Here is a 15290-nt window from a genome sequence, read left to right on the forward strand (position 1 = left end):
TTTAATCCTTTGGCTTAAAAGTAAGGATTTCTTTACTCTTTTGAATTTCTGCCTTGTTCATCATCATTTTTCGAAACTCTCCGTTGACGTACATTTCCGCTTGATCCCTATAATGTTTACTGAACGGATTACCGGATTGCCCGGTAGGTAGAATACTAATACTGTTTTCTACGTTTGAAAAATCTACAAGTCTTCTTGTTGAGGGACCTGAAGTAGTTTTATAATAACCTGTTTTATCGTACGAAAATGCCAAGTTGTTTATGACCTCTCTTGTACCATTAACGGGAAATGGACCAACATTAAAAAAGGAACGCAACGCGGCAATTTGACCAATAGGATGGGGATGTTCAATACTATGTACTCTCTCCCAACGCCAATAACTCATATTATTACCAAAGTCTTTCTCTAAAGAAGCTATGGCATCCATAAAAGATGTATTCACGATGTCTGCCATGCTTTCTTGAACGTTGGAAGTATTTAAATTGTCTAACCATACGGATTCTTCATCCTTAGATAACGGAGCTATTAACCGTTTAACAAAGTGGGTATTTATAAGTTGATTGAATAAATCCTCATCTAATTCATCTTTAAACGTATTCTCTAAAAAATAATAAACCCATCTATTATATATAGTGGCTTCAATTGAAGACAGCTTGTAATTTCCCGTCCACATTTTTAAACTATCAATTGCTTTTAATCCATTTTCACTCAATAAAGAAACATCTAAGTATTTAGATAAATTGGTAACAATTTCTGGATCTACAGATGAAACAACATCAGTAATCATTTCACTTGCCGAATCTAAATTCCAATCATTTTTAGGCTCTAAAAGTTGAACTATTCGCTTTCCTCTATTTTCTGGCAAATAGTAACCAGGGTAAAGCATACCAGCAATGGAATCAGGTTGATTATTGGCAGAATACACATAGTTACTTGGTGGATTTATAGCCTGCGGATTTTTGTTAAATGGTATAAATTCTTTTTCAACTGGAAGCCCTTCTCCCACTTCAAAAATCAACTTTGTATTTACTGAATCTGGAATATTATATAGTTGCGCAGTAGCAAACCAAGCTACATTACCTTCATTATCGCCGTACATAATATTCAATCCCGGCGCATGAATTTTCGGTAATGCTTTCTTGAATTCTTTAAGATTGTTAGAATGGCTTAAACCAAATAATGCATCTATTACTTTATTTTCCATTTGCGTGTATAACCAAGACATAGCAATTGGTCTTTCGCCCTGTACTTGATCGGCGATACCATTTAAAACTGGACCGTGGATTGATTTTTTATAGGTAAACTCAACATCAGAAGAATCTTTAACCTTAAAAGATTTCGTTATAATTTCATAGTCTACATATCCATTTTCAGATAAATACTGATTCTCGTTATCAGGGTTATTCTCTTCAAAATAAAAATCAACATCATCATTCTCGAACATAGTTAGACCATAGGCAACATTTCTATTATGCCCTAATAACGGAAATGGTATACCTGCAATATGATATCCATACTTAGAATATGTAGGTGTCTCTATATGCGCCTCAAACCAAACCGAAGGCTGTGAGAAACCAATATGAGGATCATTGGCAAAAATGACTTCACCATTCTTAGTTTTTTCTGGAGCAATAACCCAGCTATTACTACCCTCAAACAAAGGAATATCCAACACACTTAAAGCCTTGTTTACAGAAGCCGAAAGGTTATTTTGAATAGTGTCTGATGTGGTTGGGTTATAGTTTTTAATCCATTCCGTTTCCACACTTGACCCTACATGTAAACCATTTAAATACTCAGGTCCTAATTTGGCATTTATAGTGGTTAAAAGAGGATCTGTTTTATGGGCCATGGCAAAACTAAAAGCCATATAGCCTATAGTGTTATAAACGTCTTCTAAAACGAATTCTTTTTTATCTATACCTGTTAGATAAAACTCTACCGGTGTTGGTCCTTCTTTTATAAGTTGATTGATGCCGTCTAAGTAAGCCTTAGCCAAAATAACACCTTCATCGTTCGCATCTGCATTACTTGCTGTCACTTTAGAAGCATCTGCAATACCTAGTGATAAAAAGAATTTATCAGTACCTATTAAATCAGCACCAAAAACTTCTGACAAACCACCACTGGCAATTCTTCTAAGAAGTTCCATTTGCCAAAGTCGGTCTTGGGCATGTACGTAGCCTAAAGTTCTAAAGGCATCTTTTTCATTGGCTCCGTAAATATGCGGAATACCGTATTCATCATAATAGACGTTTACCTCTTTCTCAAGATCTGCAAGTTCTTTTTCACCAGAATAATCTGGTTTTAAAGTATATGCAAATAGTCCGACAACAATAATCAGAAGTGTAATAATAACCAATAGGATAGCTCCTATTTTTTTAAGTGTTTTCATAGTTCAGTTTGGGGGAATTGTTCCCAAGTTAAAACTATTTTTTACATTAAACACCTCGTAGCTCTGCTTTTTATTGACAAGTAATGAACATCCTACAAAAACTGCATACTAGTCATTATTTCTTAATCCTTCAAGCAACCAGTTTTTATAAGTTGGTATATCGGTATTTTGAATAGATGTGTTCAACACTTTTAAATCTGGAGAAAGTAACACATAAAAAGGCTGAGAAATAGAACCAAAATTCACATCTTGAAAAGTACCCCATTTTTGGGCAATGTTATTAATTTCCTTTACGCGACCACTATCAAACTGAAAATTAAATTGTTCAGCTTCTGCCAGTTCTTCCCTATCATCAGTATACAATGATATAAGCACATAGTTTTCTTTTATGATCGGAAAAACCTCTGAATCGCTCCATACATTTTCTTCCATCTTTCTACAGTTTACACATGCCCAACCTGTAAAATCTAATAGAATAGGTTTATTTACTTCTTTTGCATACGCTAAACCTTCATCAAAATCTTTATAGCAATCAATACCTAACGGGCAATCGCTCTCTTGCTCAAAGATGCTGTAAAATTCAGGAGGAGGAAATCCGCTTAACAATTTTAAATTGGTGATATTGGTAAGCCCTAAAATCATGTAAATAGTAAATGCAGCACTTACAAAAGCTGCTAACTTTCTACTTAGCGATAACTTTTTAACCGGACCATCATGTGGAAACTTATATAACCCGAATAAGTATAAAGTCATTGCTATACCCAGCACTATCCAAATACCTAAAAAAATCTCATGCTTTAGTATCCCCCAATGCCCAACTAAATCTGCATTAGATAAGAATTTTAAAGCCAAACCTATTTCTAAAAAGCCTAATACCACTTTTACCGTGGTCATCCATCCACCAGATTTTGGAAGTGAATTTAACCACGCAGGGAATAAAGCAAATAGTGCAAACGGCAATGCTAATGCTACACCAAAACCCGTCATACCAGCAGTAAGATTAGACGCAACTTCCCCTTCCGCCAAGGTTGTACCCCCAAGCAACCCTCCTAGTATAGGACCAGTACAAGAGAAAGACACAATTGCCAAGGTAACTGCCATGAAAAAGATTCCTAAGACGCCACCTACTTTTGTTGATGCGTCATCCATTTTATTTGCCCATGAGCTTGGTAACGTTAGTTCATAGTACCCAAAAAAGGAAAAGGCAAAGAATATGAAGATTACGAAGAACAATAAATTCAACCATACATTGGTAGCAATGGAATTTAGAATTTGAGAATCTACCGAGTCGAACAAATGAAAAGGCAGACTCAATAAAAAGTAAATAAGTATTATAAAGAAACCATATAACAGCGCATTAATTATTCCTTTAGATTTTTTCTGCGAATGCTTGGTAAAAAAAGAAACCGTTAAAGGTATCATTGGAAAAACACACGGAGTCAACAAAGCTATTAATCCGCCAAGAAAACCTAAGCCAAAAATAACCCAGATACTGGTTGTCTCTGCAATGCTATCTTGTCCTTGAGTTAGCAATTCCCTATTCTTTAAATCTAATCGTAACTCCTTCCCTAGAGCTAAGCTTCTATTGTCTACTGTAGTTACAATTTCTTGAGCAGCTGAACCATCTAACGTAAAGATGAATTTTTTATCCATAGGGATACATACCTCTTCACATACCTGAAAAAACAAGTCAACATCTATCTGATTTATGGCCGGATCCAATATTTTAATTCGCTGCGTAAATGTTGCATTTTCTTTGAAATAAGTTTCCTCAACCTCAAAAATTTCACTGTATTCTTTTATTGTTTCACTTTCCGTGGTTCCATCTATTAATTCATAAATAGTTCCATTTCCATTATAAGTAAATTCACTTGGTAGAGAGCCAAATTCTGAAGTAAATTGAGAGTACATATGCCAGCCATCTAAAATTTTAGCCTGCATTACCAATTCATATTCCGATTCTGAAATTTTGTTGACCTGCTGTTCCCAAACCACCGGTTCATCTTCCGTTTGCGCAAAAGTGTTGAACGGAAAGATTACTATAAAAAATAATAAAGTAAAAAATCTAATCATGTAATTCTATTTTTAAAATCTCTTGAGCGCTATCTGAAACCCTAAAATGATGATCCGCACGCATACCAATTACCCAAACAATTTGCTCGCCCGAGCATAACAACCAAGTTTTTTCTTTAGACAAAACGTCTACTTTCTCATCTTTAAAAAACTTAGATAATTTCTTTTTCCGATTTAATCCTATCGGATAAAAATAGTCGCCCGTTTTCCATTTTCTTACCGTCAAAGGATACATTAATGCATTCTTTTGAACAAAAATCGCGCTATTCGTATTATCAAAACGTTCAGAAACGACCGAAAATTTTAAATTCACGGGTAGGTTCAAAGGTACTTCTTCTTCTGTAATGATATACTCCTGCCTATCTAATTTACTTTCATCTTTAGCAGACAAAATCAATACCTCACGATTTTTAACCAGCACATGAGAACTAGATACCAATTGTTTACCCGAAAGTCCGTCTAACAACGCCTCTAAATTTTCCATCTCCTTGAATCCGTAAGAACTGAACAAACCAAATAAATAGGTAGACAAAGGCTTTAATTCTTTCAACTTTGAGATGTTTACTTCTTGCCTTTCGCCTTTTTCAACAAAGAGTTCTTCTTTAAGTTTTTCAAGGTATGCCGATGCAATAGTATCGGTTTGCCCTAAATAATCTAAGGTACTTTTAAAATTATCTGAAAAAGTAGGATGTAGTTCATTCAACTTCGGAATGATCTCTAGTCTAATTTTGTTACGTAAATATTTTGCATCGGCATTACTGGCATCTTCACGCCATTCCATTTTTTCCACCTGTGCAAAAGATTCAAGTTCTTGCCTAGTAAAAGGCAACAAAGGCCTTCGTATATCATTTATTTTAGCAGGAATGCCCGTTAAGCCATCAATACCAGTACCTCTGGATAAATTGATTATAAAAGTTTCTAAATTATCATTGGCATGATGTGCCGTTAACAGATAAGCACTATTATGCTCTTTTAACAACTGATCAAACCATGCATAGCGCAATTCGCGCGCTGCCATTTGCACAGAGACCTTGTGCTGATTAACATAACCAAGCGTATCAAAGTGAGTTACAAAAAAGGGTTTATCTATTTTTTTGGCATACTGCCGCACAAAATTTTCATCACCATCACTGGCTTTTCCTCTTAAATTAAAATTACAATGCGCTATAGAAAAACTCAAGTTTATTAGATGGCACAATTCTACGAGTACAGAACTATCAAGACCACCACTGCATGCAATGATGAAATGAGAATCTAGCAATTCTGGAAAAGAATCTTCAATATGTTTTTTGAATGCATTTAACACAAAACAAAGGTAACGAAGTCCTATAATTTAAATAGAAAGCCTAAGAATAATTTAACTTGCCATTAGTTATGTAGACTTATGAAATTGCCTTTACAAAAGAGTCTAGTTTTGTAGCAAAAACCTTAGCCAGATCGTCATTGGTAATACCTTTTTCTTCATCAAAGTTTTCACCGTACTTAGGTAATGAGAAAGTTTCTACAACCGTACCCTGAAATCTTGCAAGCATTTTTTCCGCAACTTCAAGTGCACCTATTGCTCCTCTACCCCCACCGGACGTAGCCATTAAGAATATTTTTTTATCGGCAAGAAATTTAGAATCCAATCTCGATAACCAGTCCAAAGTGTTTTTAAAATAAGCTGAAGGATAACTATTGTGCTCGTTCACAGATATGATCAGCCCCTTTGCATTGGTGATTTCATTCTTGAATTCAACCAAAGAATTAGAGAATCCGTTTTCATTTTCTACATCTTGACTATACATAGGAAATGGATATTTAGACATATCTCTCAACTTTACTTCTTGCCCCTTTATTAAACTAGCAGTATACTTTACCAATTTGTAATTAATGGATACTGAACAATTGCTACCTGCAAATGCCAAAATGTAACTCATAGACCTATTTTTATGTGTGATTGCGAATTTAATTCAATTACAGTAAACCTTAGAATATTTTATCTAATTTTGCGACTTTAAACATCCAAACGTACTGTTTTATAAGTATATAGGATATAATTGTGATAATGAGCAACTCTAATTCAAGATTGTTTTTTCTAGATGCCATAAGAGCATGGGCCATTCTAATGATGTTACAAGGTCATTTTATAGATGGGCTTTTAGACAATGCCTTTAGAAACGATACGAATATGCTTTTCAGCACTTGGAAGTATTTTAGAGGAATTACCGCTCCGGTTTTCTTTACTGTATCCGGATTCATATTCACTTTCTTATTGATAAGATCTAAGCAAACTGGTTGGTCTAACCCACGGGTTAAGAAAGGTATTAAGCGCGGATTTGAATTATTGGTCATTGCATACCTCTTACGCATGAACATTTTTGGTTTGTTCAAAGGCGAGATTTATGATTCTTTCTATTTAGTTGACGTATTGCACTGCATAGGGCTTTCACTGCTATTCATCATCGGATTTTATATCCTGACATATGCAAAACAAAAATGGATTTTCCCAACCATTCTAGCTTCTACTACGCTGTTACTTTTTGTTTTTGAACCGATATACAAAACAGTAAGCTTCGAGTTTTTACCACAAGTCTTTGCCAATTATTTGACCAAGGCTAACGGCTCAGTATTCACCATTATTCCTTGGTTAGGATATGCTACGATAGGTAGTTTTATGTCCGTAATATTCTCTAAATACCAAGAAAGTAAAAATCTTTACAACTACATTATACCGGCTTACGTAGTAACGGGACTAACTTTGATATTTCTTTCTTCGGATTTCTTTCTTTCTGTATATGATTTTACGGGAATAGAATTGTTTCAATCCATAAATAACAACAATTACTTGTTCATACGTTTAGGGGATGTACTTATTGTTTTTTCCATATTTATATTACTAAGAAAGTTTTTAATGAACGCTACTTGGCTAAGAATAGGCCAAAGCACCCTTTCTATTTACATTATTCATTTCATTATTTTATACGGTAGTTTTACTGGCGTAGGCTTATATAGATTCTTTCATCATTCCCTAAATCCGTACTTTGTGTTTCCAGGCGCAATACTTTTTATGTTTGCGAGCACTTATTTGGCTTTAAAATATGAAGACCATAAAGTAGAAATTAAATCTAATGTACGTGCAGTTTTATCCACTACAAGAATTTACTTAGAGCAATTTGCAATTATTGCTTTTGAAGTATTAAGAACAGTTACAGAAAAGGTATTACGCGTGCTAGGGTTGATTAAAAACTAACTTATGAAAATGTAGTTCTTAGCATATTATAAAACGAAAAAAGGCAGCCAATTGGCTGCCTTTTTCATTACTATATTTCATCTAATTATACATGCAATGCACGATCATCAGTAGCAGCTAACGCCGCTTCTTTAACCGCTTCCGCATATGTTGGGTGAGCATGGCTCATTCTAGATATATCTTCGGCAGAAGCTCTAAACTCCATCGCTGTTACCGCTTCGGCAATTAAATCTGCACAACGTGCACCTACCATATGTACACCTAAAACTTCATCGGTTTTCTTATCAGCAAGAATCTTTACAAATCCGTCAGTATCCATACTTGCTCTAGCACGGCCTAATGCACGCATAGGAAATTGACCTACCTTATATTCCACACCCGCTTCTTTAAGTTCCGCTTCTGTTTTACCAACAGCGGCAACTTCTGGCCAGGTATATACTACACCAGGTATTAAGTTATAATCTATATGTGGTTTTTGACCTGCTAATATTTCAGCAACCAACGTACCTTCTTCTTCTGCCTTGTGAGCTAACATAGCGCCTTTGATTACATCACCAATAGCATATATGTTATCAACGTTTGTTTTCAAATGCCCGTCAACTATAACTTTACCTCTTTCATCAAGTTTAACACCAGCGGCATCAACATTCAAACCATCAGTATATGGTTTTCTACCAACAGCAACCAAACAATAATCGCCTTCAAAAACTACTTCTTCACCCTTTTTGTTATCAGCCTTTACAATAACCTGATCACCTTTTCTTTCAACGGATTTTACTTTATGAGACAACGCAAATTTTACTTTTTGTTTTTTCAACACCTTAGTAAGCTCTTTGGAAAGTGCAGCATCCATTCCTGGAATTATGCGATCCATAAACTCAACAACAGTAACATCCGCACCAAGTCTTTTGTAAACTTGACCTAGTTCAAGACCAATTACACCGCCACCAATAACAATCATATGCTTTGGTACTTCTTTAAGCTCTAAAGCTTCAGTAGAAGTAATAATACGTTCCTTATCTAATTTTATGAAAGGTAAAGTTGAAGGTTTAGAACCAGTTGCTATAATGATATTTTTAGCCTCTATCTCTTCGGTCTTACCATCGTTTTTCTTAATTGACACATGGGTTGCATCTTTAAAACTACCCAAACCTTCATAAACGGTAATCTTATTCTTGTCCATCAAGAACTCAATACCTTTGGTGGTTTGATCAACAACACCCTGCTTACGTGCTATCATTTTTTCCAAGTTCACTTTTATCTCACCAGGAATTTCTATACCGTGTTCGTCAAAATGTTTAATGGCATCTTCATAATGATGAGAAGAATCTAACATCGCCTTAGAAGGAATACACCCAACATTTAAACATGTTCCACCTAAAGTGGAATATTTTTCAATTATTGCAGTTTTCATTCCTAGTTGCGCACAACGTATAGCTGCCACATATCCCCCAGGTCCTGAGCCTATAATGGCTACATCATATTGATCCATAAATTTTATTTTCTAATGTCTTACAAAATTAATACTATTTTTAGTTTTAGAACTCATTTTAATATATTGTTTAGAAGCGAAAATGTTAGCTTTTATAACAGTTTATTGCAGTTTTTTAACTTTTCTAAGGAAATATGCATTAAAAAGCCAAATAGTCTCGCAAAGGGCGATAGTTCTGATTCTCCCTTAGGTTAAAAAATTTCAAAGCGGTATGGCTGTTGAATGCTTCACCTCTTTTATGGTAAATGAACTTTGAGTACTACCAATATGACTCATAGTCGTTAATTTGTTGACCATAAAGTTTCGGTAGGCTTCCATATCTTGAACGTGTATTTTTAATAAGTAATCATAGTCACCACTTAAGTGATGACATTCAACCACTTCTTGCAACCGCATTACCTGCGCTTCAAATTGGGCAATATTATCCTTTACATGCTGCACCAATTTCACATGACAGAATACCGTGAAATTTCTATCTACTACAGCCTTGTCCACTAATGCCACATAACTTCTAATAGCACCTACTCTTTCTAACCTTTTAATACGCTCATAAATTGCAGTAGTAGAAAGACCCAACTTTAAAGCATATTCCTTGGTCGTCTTTTTACTATCTTTCTGTAACAGTTCTAAAAGGCTTTTATCTATTTTATCTAGCTTCATAATGATTGATATTCTAGTAGTTACACCAAATTTACTAAATAATAGAATTAAATTCTAAAATATCAATATTTATAGTTTAAAAAACTGAATTAACAACTTCATATTGACAATTTTACTATCAAAAAGTATTTTTACCGAAAACAACAACCCATGAGCCACAAGAACAGCAACGACTTACAAGATTTACAATATTTTGGAGAATATGGCGGAGTAAATCCCTCTATATCAGATTCATCTACCTATACCTTTATATCGGCAAAAACAATGTTCGATACATTTGAAGGTAATACCGAGGGTTGTTATTTGTATAGCAGACATTCATCACCTTCCAATTTATATTTAGGTGAGGCATTAGCTGCATTAGAAGGTACCAAAAGTGCGAATGTGACCGCAAGTGGTATGGGAGCAATTACAGCAGTTATTTTACAATTATGTAATGCTGGCGACCATATTATTAGTAGTAGAACAATTTATGGCGGCACCTATGCATTCATGAAAAACTTCTTGATAAAATTTGGAATCAAAACTACTTTTCTAGACATCACAGATCTTAATACAGTAGCTGAAGCTATTACACCGAACACCAAAATGATTTATTGCGAAAGTGTAAGTAATCCGCTTTTAGAGGTTGCCGATATTTCTTCTCTATCTCGAATTGCAAAGAAAAATGAATTGCCTTTAGTAGTTGATAATACATTTTCACCATTAACCGTTTCACCGGCAAAATTAGGAGCGGACATCGTTATTCATAGTCTTACAAAATTCATTAACGGAACTAGCGATTGCGTTGCAGGTGTCGTTTGTGGGACAACGGAATTCTGCCTAAGCCTAAAAGATGTAAACAATGGCGCGGGAATGTTATTAGGAAGCACTCTGGATAGCATGCGAGCAGCATCTATTCTAAAAAATATGCGCACGTTACATATTCGCATGAAAAAACATAGTGAGAACGCTCAGTACTTAGCCGAGAATTTTGAAAAAGACGGCTTACGCGTAGTTTACCCGGGACTACCTTCTCACCCAGGACATTTGATCATGGAAGATCAAATGAATCCGGAATACGGATATGGAGGATTAATTACTATGGATGTAGGCAGTTTAGAGAATGCCAACGCACTAATGGAATTAATGCAAGAAAGAAAATTAGGTTATTTAGCGGTTAGCCTTGGCTTTTACAAAACATTATTCAGCGCACCTGGAAGCTCAACATCTTCTGAAATTCCGCTTGAGGAACAAGAAGAAATGGGACTAGGTAACGGATTAATTAGATTTTCTATAGGTTTAGACGATGATATTCAAAGAACCTATATGTTAATGAAAAAATGCATTGAAGACCTTAATATACTGGATTTCAAAAGCATAAAAGCCTAACCTTTCAAATATAAAATGGGTTTGCACATCCGTAACAGAAATCGTAATATTACGTAGAAACCAAACTCACTCTTAATGTCAGACCAAAATACCAATGAACACAGGGAAAACGAGCATATCGTTGACAATAAAGAATTAAGCATTTTCGCCGCTTTAATTCCCGTTATAGCCCTGGTTGCTATGTTGGCATACAATGTTTATGTTTTTGGTGATGATGCTTTAAGTGGTTCCAATCAATTCATTCTTTTATTAGGTGGTGCAGTAGCGGCAATTGTTGGTTTTATGAATAAAGTTTCATACAAACAAATGATTGCTGAGGTTGAGGAAAATATCAGGTCTACCACAGGTGCCCTCCTTATACTTTTAATGGTGGGTGCTTTGGCAGGTACTTGGCTTGTAAGTGGTATCATTCCCGCAATGATCTATTATGGCCTACAAATTCTAAACCCTACCATATTCTTAGCTGCATGTGTGATTATATGCGCTATCATTTCGGTAGCAACAGGTAGTAGCTGGACAACATCCGCTACCGTAGGTATAGCTTTAATAGGTATTGGCGAAGCATTGGGTATTTCTTTGGGAATGACCGCTGGTGCAGTTTTATCTGGCGCATATTTTGGTGACAAACTATCTCCTTTGAGTGATACCACAAACCTAGCACCTGCCATGGCCGGCGGAGAACTTTTCTCTCATATTAAATATATGTTGTGGACAACCGTACCAACAATAACGGTCACCTTAATCGTATTCTTGATTATAGGCTTTAGTTTAGATACCAATGGAGAAGCTGATGTTGATGCTATTTTGGCATCCATAGACGCTTCTTTCGATATTAACGGATGGTTGTTTCTTGTACCTATAGCAGTTATAGGCCTAATTGTTAAAAAAACACCTCCATTAGCTGCTTTATTAGTAGGTACATTATTAGCCGCCATTTTTGCTTTGATTTTTCAACCAGAGGTTGTTGCCGGTATTACGGGAGCATCAGAGATTACCTTTCAATCAGGTTACCAAGGTATTCTTAAAGCTATAACCGTAAGCACCGAAGTCCCGACCGAAAACAAAGCCTTAAGCGATTTATTTTCTTCAAAAGGAATGACAGGTATGTTAGGTACCATTTGGTTAATTATTTGCGCTATGTTTTTTGGCGGAATAATGGATGGAATAGGTGCATTGTCCAGAATTACAAAATCACTGCTAAAAATGGCTAAATCCACATTTGGTTTATTTTTTAGTACCGGGATAAGTTGTATCGTTTTAAACGGTACCGCTTCTGATCAATACCTTGCAATTGTTGTACCGGGCAAAATGTTCTCAAAAGCATTTAAAGATAGAGGTTTAGCCCCTGAAAATTTAAGTAGAACACTAGAAGACACCGGTACGGTAACATCTGTATTAATACCTTACAATACCTGTGGAGCCTATCATAGTGGCGTTTTAGGAGTTGGTGTAGCTGAATATTTCGTTTACGCGATCTTCAATTGGCTAAGTCCGATCATGACATTCATATTCGCCGGATTAAATATCAAGATCAAAAGGCTAGCTTCAAAATAAAATCAAATTCCCCTTTTTACTTTATTAACACGTTAGATGATATTCCTCTATCAATTTGATAATTTTAAGGTTCAAAAATTATGCGATTCTTACCAAAACAATACTATTTCTTTAGCTATTCAAAATAGTTATTCTAGCATTGAAAATTCTAATTTAGAAAGTCTGTAATCCTTCTTTCAAGTGTTAATTTTGTGTTTCAATAAATTATAAAACGAAAACATATTATGGCATTTGTAGGAAAGAAATTCCCAAATATTAGCGTTAACGCAATGAACGACATGGGCGATACTTTTAAACTTAATGTTTTAGAAGAAGCTCAAAAAAACAATAAAAAAGTAGTTCTTTTCTGGTACCCAAAAGATTTCACTTTTGTATGCCCAACAGAGCTTCACGCTTTTCAAGCGGCTATCGGTGAGTTCGAAAAAAGAAACACTATAGTAATCGGTGCATCTTGTGATACTCCAGAAGTACACTTTGCATGGTTAAGTACAGATAAGGACAACGGTGGTATTGAAGGTGTTACTTACCCAATATTGGCAGATAGTAACCGTAATTTATCTAGCGTTTTAGGTATTTTAGATATCCAAAACGAAGTGTACGATGAAGAAACTGAAACTGTTCAAGTTGAAGGTGATAACGTTACTTACAGAGCTACATATATTATTGACGAGGAAGGTGTTGTACAACACGAAAGTATCAACAACATGCCATTAGGTAGAAACGTTGGTGAGTACTTACGTTTAGTAGACGCTCTAACCCATGTTCAAGAAAAAGGTGAAGTTTGCCCTGCAAACTGGGAAGAAGGTAAAGAAGCAATGTCTGCGAATAGAGACGGTGTTGCTAGCTACCTTTCTGCACACGCTAACTAAGTAGAAAAACTGTAATGAAGATGAGGTCAATAGATTTCATCTTCATTTTATTAATCTTTAAATAACGCAATTATGCTATTAGAATTAGAACAAGATAATTTACAGGAAATTATAGATAACAATCCAAACGTTGTAGTTCAATATTCTGCAACATGGTGTGGTAACTGTAGGATCATGAAGCCTAAATTCAAAAAAGAAGCTTCACAAAACGAGAATATTACATTTGTATTGGCAGATGCAGAGAAATTCCCTGAATCTAGAAAACTGGCAGACGTTAGTAACTTACCAACCTTCGCTTCTTTCGAAAAAGGAAAAATTAAAAATCAGGTACAGACTAATAAGTATGACCTATTAAAAGATTTGATCAGTGAGATTACCCATAATTAAACTACTGACAGAGTTCATTGAAGAAAAAGATAGCGATTTTGTTCTAGAGACCATTGAGACTTTAGAAGCACTTACAGAGTTACCTTCACTAAAAGATGAAGAACTAGATGTAATAGGCGAACTTATTTCTAATATGTACGGTGCCATTGAAGTTGCGAACAGCATAGAACAAGGTACACCAAAAAAAGATGCTATGAATCAGTTTATGAAACGCGTATTAGGCTCCATAGACAAATAATAGTGATATAAAATATATAAAGTCCTTTCATAAACGAAAGGACTTTTTTTTTATCGTATTCCCGCTCGTTTCCACTTTATATTTTATAATTTCACAATCTCAATTATAAAAACACAAAAGTTATGGCTTCGGTTACATTAAAAGGAAACGAAATACACACATTAGGAACTTTACCTGCAAATGGCGGAAAAGCTCCAGAATTTCAATTAACTAAGAATGACTTATCTACCGTAAAACTTTCAGATTATGAAGGTTCTAGAGTAGTATTAAATATATTTCCAAGTGTTGATACCGGCACTTGCGCACAATCTGTACGTCAATTCAACCAAGAGGCTGCTGAATTAGATAATACAATAGTACTATGTATTTCTAAAGATCTACCATTTGCACAAGCTAGATTTTGTGGTGCAGAAGGCATTGAAAATGTTGAAATGCTTTCAGATTTTAAAGATGGCAATTTTGGAAAAGGGTATAATGTTGCATTTTCAGATGGCCCTTTAGCTCCATTACTTTCAAGAGCAGTTGTGGTAGTTGATGAAAAAGGAAACGTATTGTATACCGAACAAGTTGCAGAGACTACAGAAGAGCCTAACTACAAAGCAGCTTTAGAGGCGTTAATGAACTAAAAAAAACAAAGGACACTCATGCCCAAAGAATCCTTTTTGGTAAATCGTATTAAAAGTGTTGGCTTTGCCCTAAAAGGTGCCTTCCTTTTAATACGCACCGAAGCAAGTATAAAAATTCAAGTTTTCATTGCCATAGTAATGACTGCTGCAGGTTTCTACTTTGATATCTCTAATACCGAATGGATTCTTCAAATATTTGCTATCGCAATTGTTTTAGGAATTGAGGGAATGAATACGGCGGTAGAAAAAATTGCAGACTATATTCAGCCAGAATTCGATGTCAAAATCGGATTTATAAAGGATATTTCAGCAGGTGCCGTTATGTTGGTTTCTATAGCATCCACTATTATTGGTCTTATCATTTACCTCCCCAAGGTATTATAGCATAATCCG

The 15290-nt window shown here is 35.2% G+C and carries 14 protein-coding genes; 8 read left to right on the top strand and 6 right to left on the bottom strand.

Going from position 1 to position 15290, the window contains the following annotated elements; genetic code table 11:
• Nucleotide 1 precedes the first annotated feature (1 nt).
• The 4 genes from SJY30_RS06260 to SJY30_RS06275 form a co-directional block, all read right to left on the bottom strand.
• Nucleotides 2-2395 (bottom strand): penicillin acylase family protein, encoded by a 2394-nt coding sequence (locus SJY30_RS06260; protein ID WP_396634722.1) that lies wholly within the window; start codon nucleotides 2393-2395, stop codon nucleotides 2-4.
• A gap of 108 nt (nucleotides 2396-2503) precedes the next feature.
• On the bottom strand, nucleotides 2504-4468 hold the full coding sequence (locus tag SJY30_RS06265; RefSeq protein WP_396634723.1) for a cytochrome c biogenesis protein CcdA: 1965 nt from the start codon (nucleotides 4466-4468) through the stop codon (nucleotides 2504-2506).
• A complete protein-coding gene (tilS, locus tag SJY30_RS06270) occupies nucleotides 4461-5774 on the bottom strand; it encodes a tRNA lysidine(34) synthetase TilS (protein ID WP_396634724.1) in 1314 nt (437 codons plus the stop codon). Before tilS ends, SJY30_RS06265 begins: the two co-directional genes overlap by 8 nt.
• A 76-nt stretch (nucleotides 5775-5850) precedes the next feature.
• Entirely contained in the window at nucleotides 5851-6387 is a 537-nt protein-coding gene (locus SJY30_RS06275) for an NADPH-dependent FMN reductase (RefSeq protein WP_396634725.1), read from the bottom strand.
• Nucleotides 6388-6515: 128 nt separating this feature from the next.
• On the opposite strand from SJY30_RS06275, the gene SJY30_RS06280 reads away from it, so the two are divergent.
• Nucleotides 6516-7700 carry a heparan-alpha-glucosaminide N-acetyltransferase domain-containing protein gene (locus SJY30_RS06280; protein WP_396634726.1) on the top strand — a complete coding sequence of 395 codons (1185 nt, stop codon included), beginning with the start codon at nucleotides 6516-6518 and terminating at the stop codon, nucleotides 7698-7700.
• Between the two features lie 85 nt (nucleotides 7701-7785).
• Here the strand turns inward: SJY30_RS06280 and lpdA are convergent, their stop codons facing one another.
• Together lpdA and SJY30_RS06290 are read right to left on the bottom strand one after the other, a co-directional pair.
• The gene (gene lpdA / locus SJY30_RS06285) at nucleotides 7786-9192 is read right to left on the bottom strand and encodes a dihydrolipoyl dehydrogenase (RefSeq protein WP_396634727.1); all 1407 of its coding nucleotides are present in this window, start codon (nucleotides 9190-9192) and stop codon (nucleotides 7786-7788) included.
• A 201-nt stretch (nucleotides 9193-9393) separates the two neighbouring features.
• Nucleotides 9394-9852 (bottom strand): Lrp/AsnC family transcriptional regulator, encoded by a 459-nt coding sequence (locus SJY30_RS06290; protein WP_396634728.1) that lies wholly within the window; start codon nucleotides 9850-9852, stop codon nucleotides 9394-9396.
• A 150-nt stretch (nucleotides 9853-10002) separates the two neighbouring features.
• On the opposite strand from SJY30_RS06290, the gene SJY30_RS06295 reads away from it, so the two are divergent.
• From SJY30_RS06295 to SJY30_RS06325, 7 genes are all read left to right on the top strand, one after another.
• Nucleotides 10003-11223 (top strand): aminotransferase class I/II-fold pyridoxal phosphate-dependent enzyme, encoded by a 1221-nt coding sequence (locus tag SJY30_RS06295; RefSeq protein ID WP_396634729.1) that lies wholly within the window; start codon nucleotides 10003-10005, stop codon nucleotides 11221-11223.
• Nucleotides 11224-11298: 75 nt separating this feature from the next.
• On the top strand, nucleotides 11299-12777 hold the full coding sequence (gene nhaC / locus SJY30_RS06300; RefSeq protein ID WP_396634730.1) for a Na+/H+ antiporter NhaC: 1479 nt from the start codon (nucleotides 11299-11301) through the stop codon (nucleotides 12775-12777).
• Between the two features lie 224 nt (nucleotides 12778-13001).
• Nucleotides 13002-13646, top strand: coding sequence for a peroxiredoxin (locus SJY30_RS06305; RefSeq protein ID WP_036153844.1), 645 nt, complete (start codon nucleotides 13002-13004; stop codon nucleotides 13644-13646).
• Nucleotides 13647-13718: 72 nt separating this feature from the next.
• Nucleotides 13719-14033, top strand: coding sequence for a thioredoxin family protein (locus SJY30_RS06310; protein ID WP_073246691.1), 315 nt, complete (start codon nucleotides 13719-13721; stop codon nucleotides 14031-14033).
• Nucleotides 14014-14271, top strand: coding sequence for a DUF6952 family protein (locus SJY30_RS06315; RefSeq protein WP_396634731.1), 258 nt, complete (start codon nucleotides 14014-14016; stop codon nucleotides 14269-14271). The genes SJY30_RS06310 and SJY30_RS06315 overlap by 20 nt, the downstream gene beginning before the upstream one ends.
• 122 nt (nucleotides 14272-14393) lie before the next feature.
• On the top strand, nucleotides 14394-14897 hold the full coding sequence (gene tpx / locus SJY30_RS06320; protein WP_133673810.1) for a thiol peroxidase: 504 nt from the start codon (nucleotides 14394-14396) through the stop codon (nucleotides 14895-14897).
• An 18-nt stretch (nucleotides 14898-14915) separates the two neighbouring features.
• Complete coding sequence (locus SJY30_RS06325) at nucleotides 14916-15281, top strand: diacylglycerol kinase family protein (RefSeq protein WP_036153836.1); 366 nt, start codon at nucleotides 14916-14918, stop codon at nucleotides 15279-15281.
• Nucleotides 15282-15290 lie beyond the last annotated feature (9 nt).

The sequence above is a fragment of the Maribacter sp. R86514 genome (assembly GCF_044597005.1).
Classification (GTDB): Bacteria; Bacteroidota; Bacteroidia; order Flavobacteriales; family Flavobacteriaceae; genus Maribacter.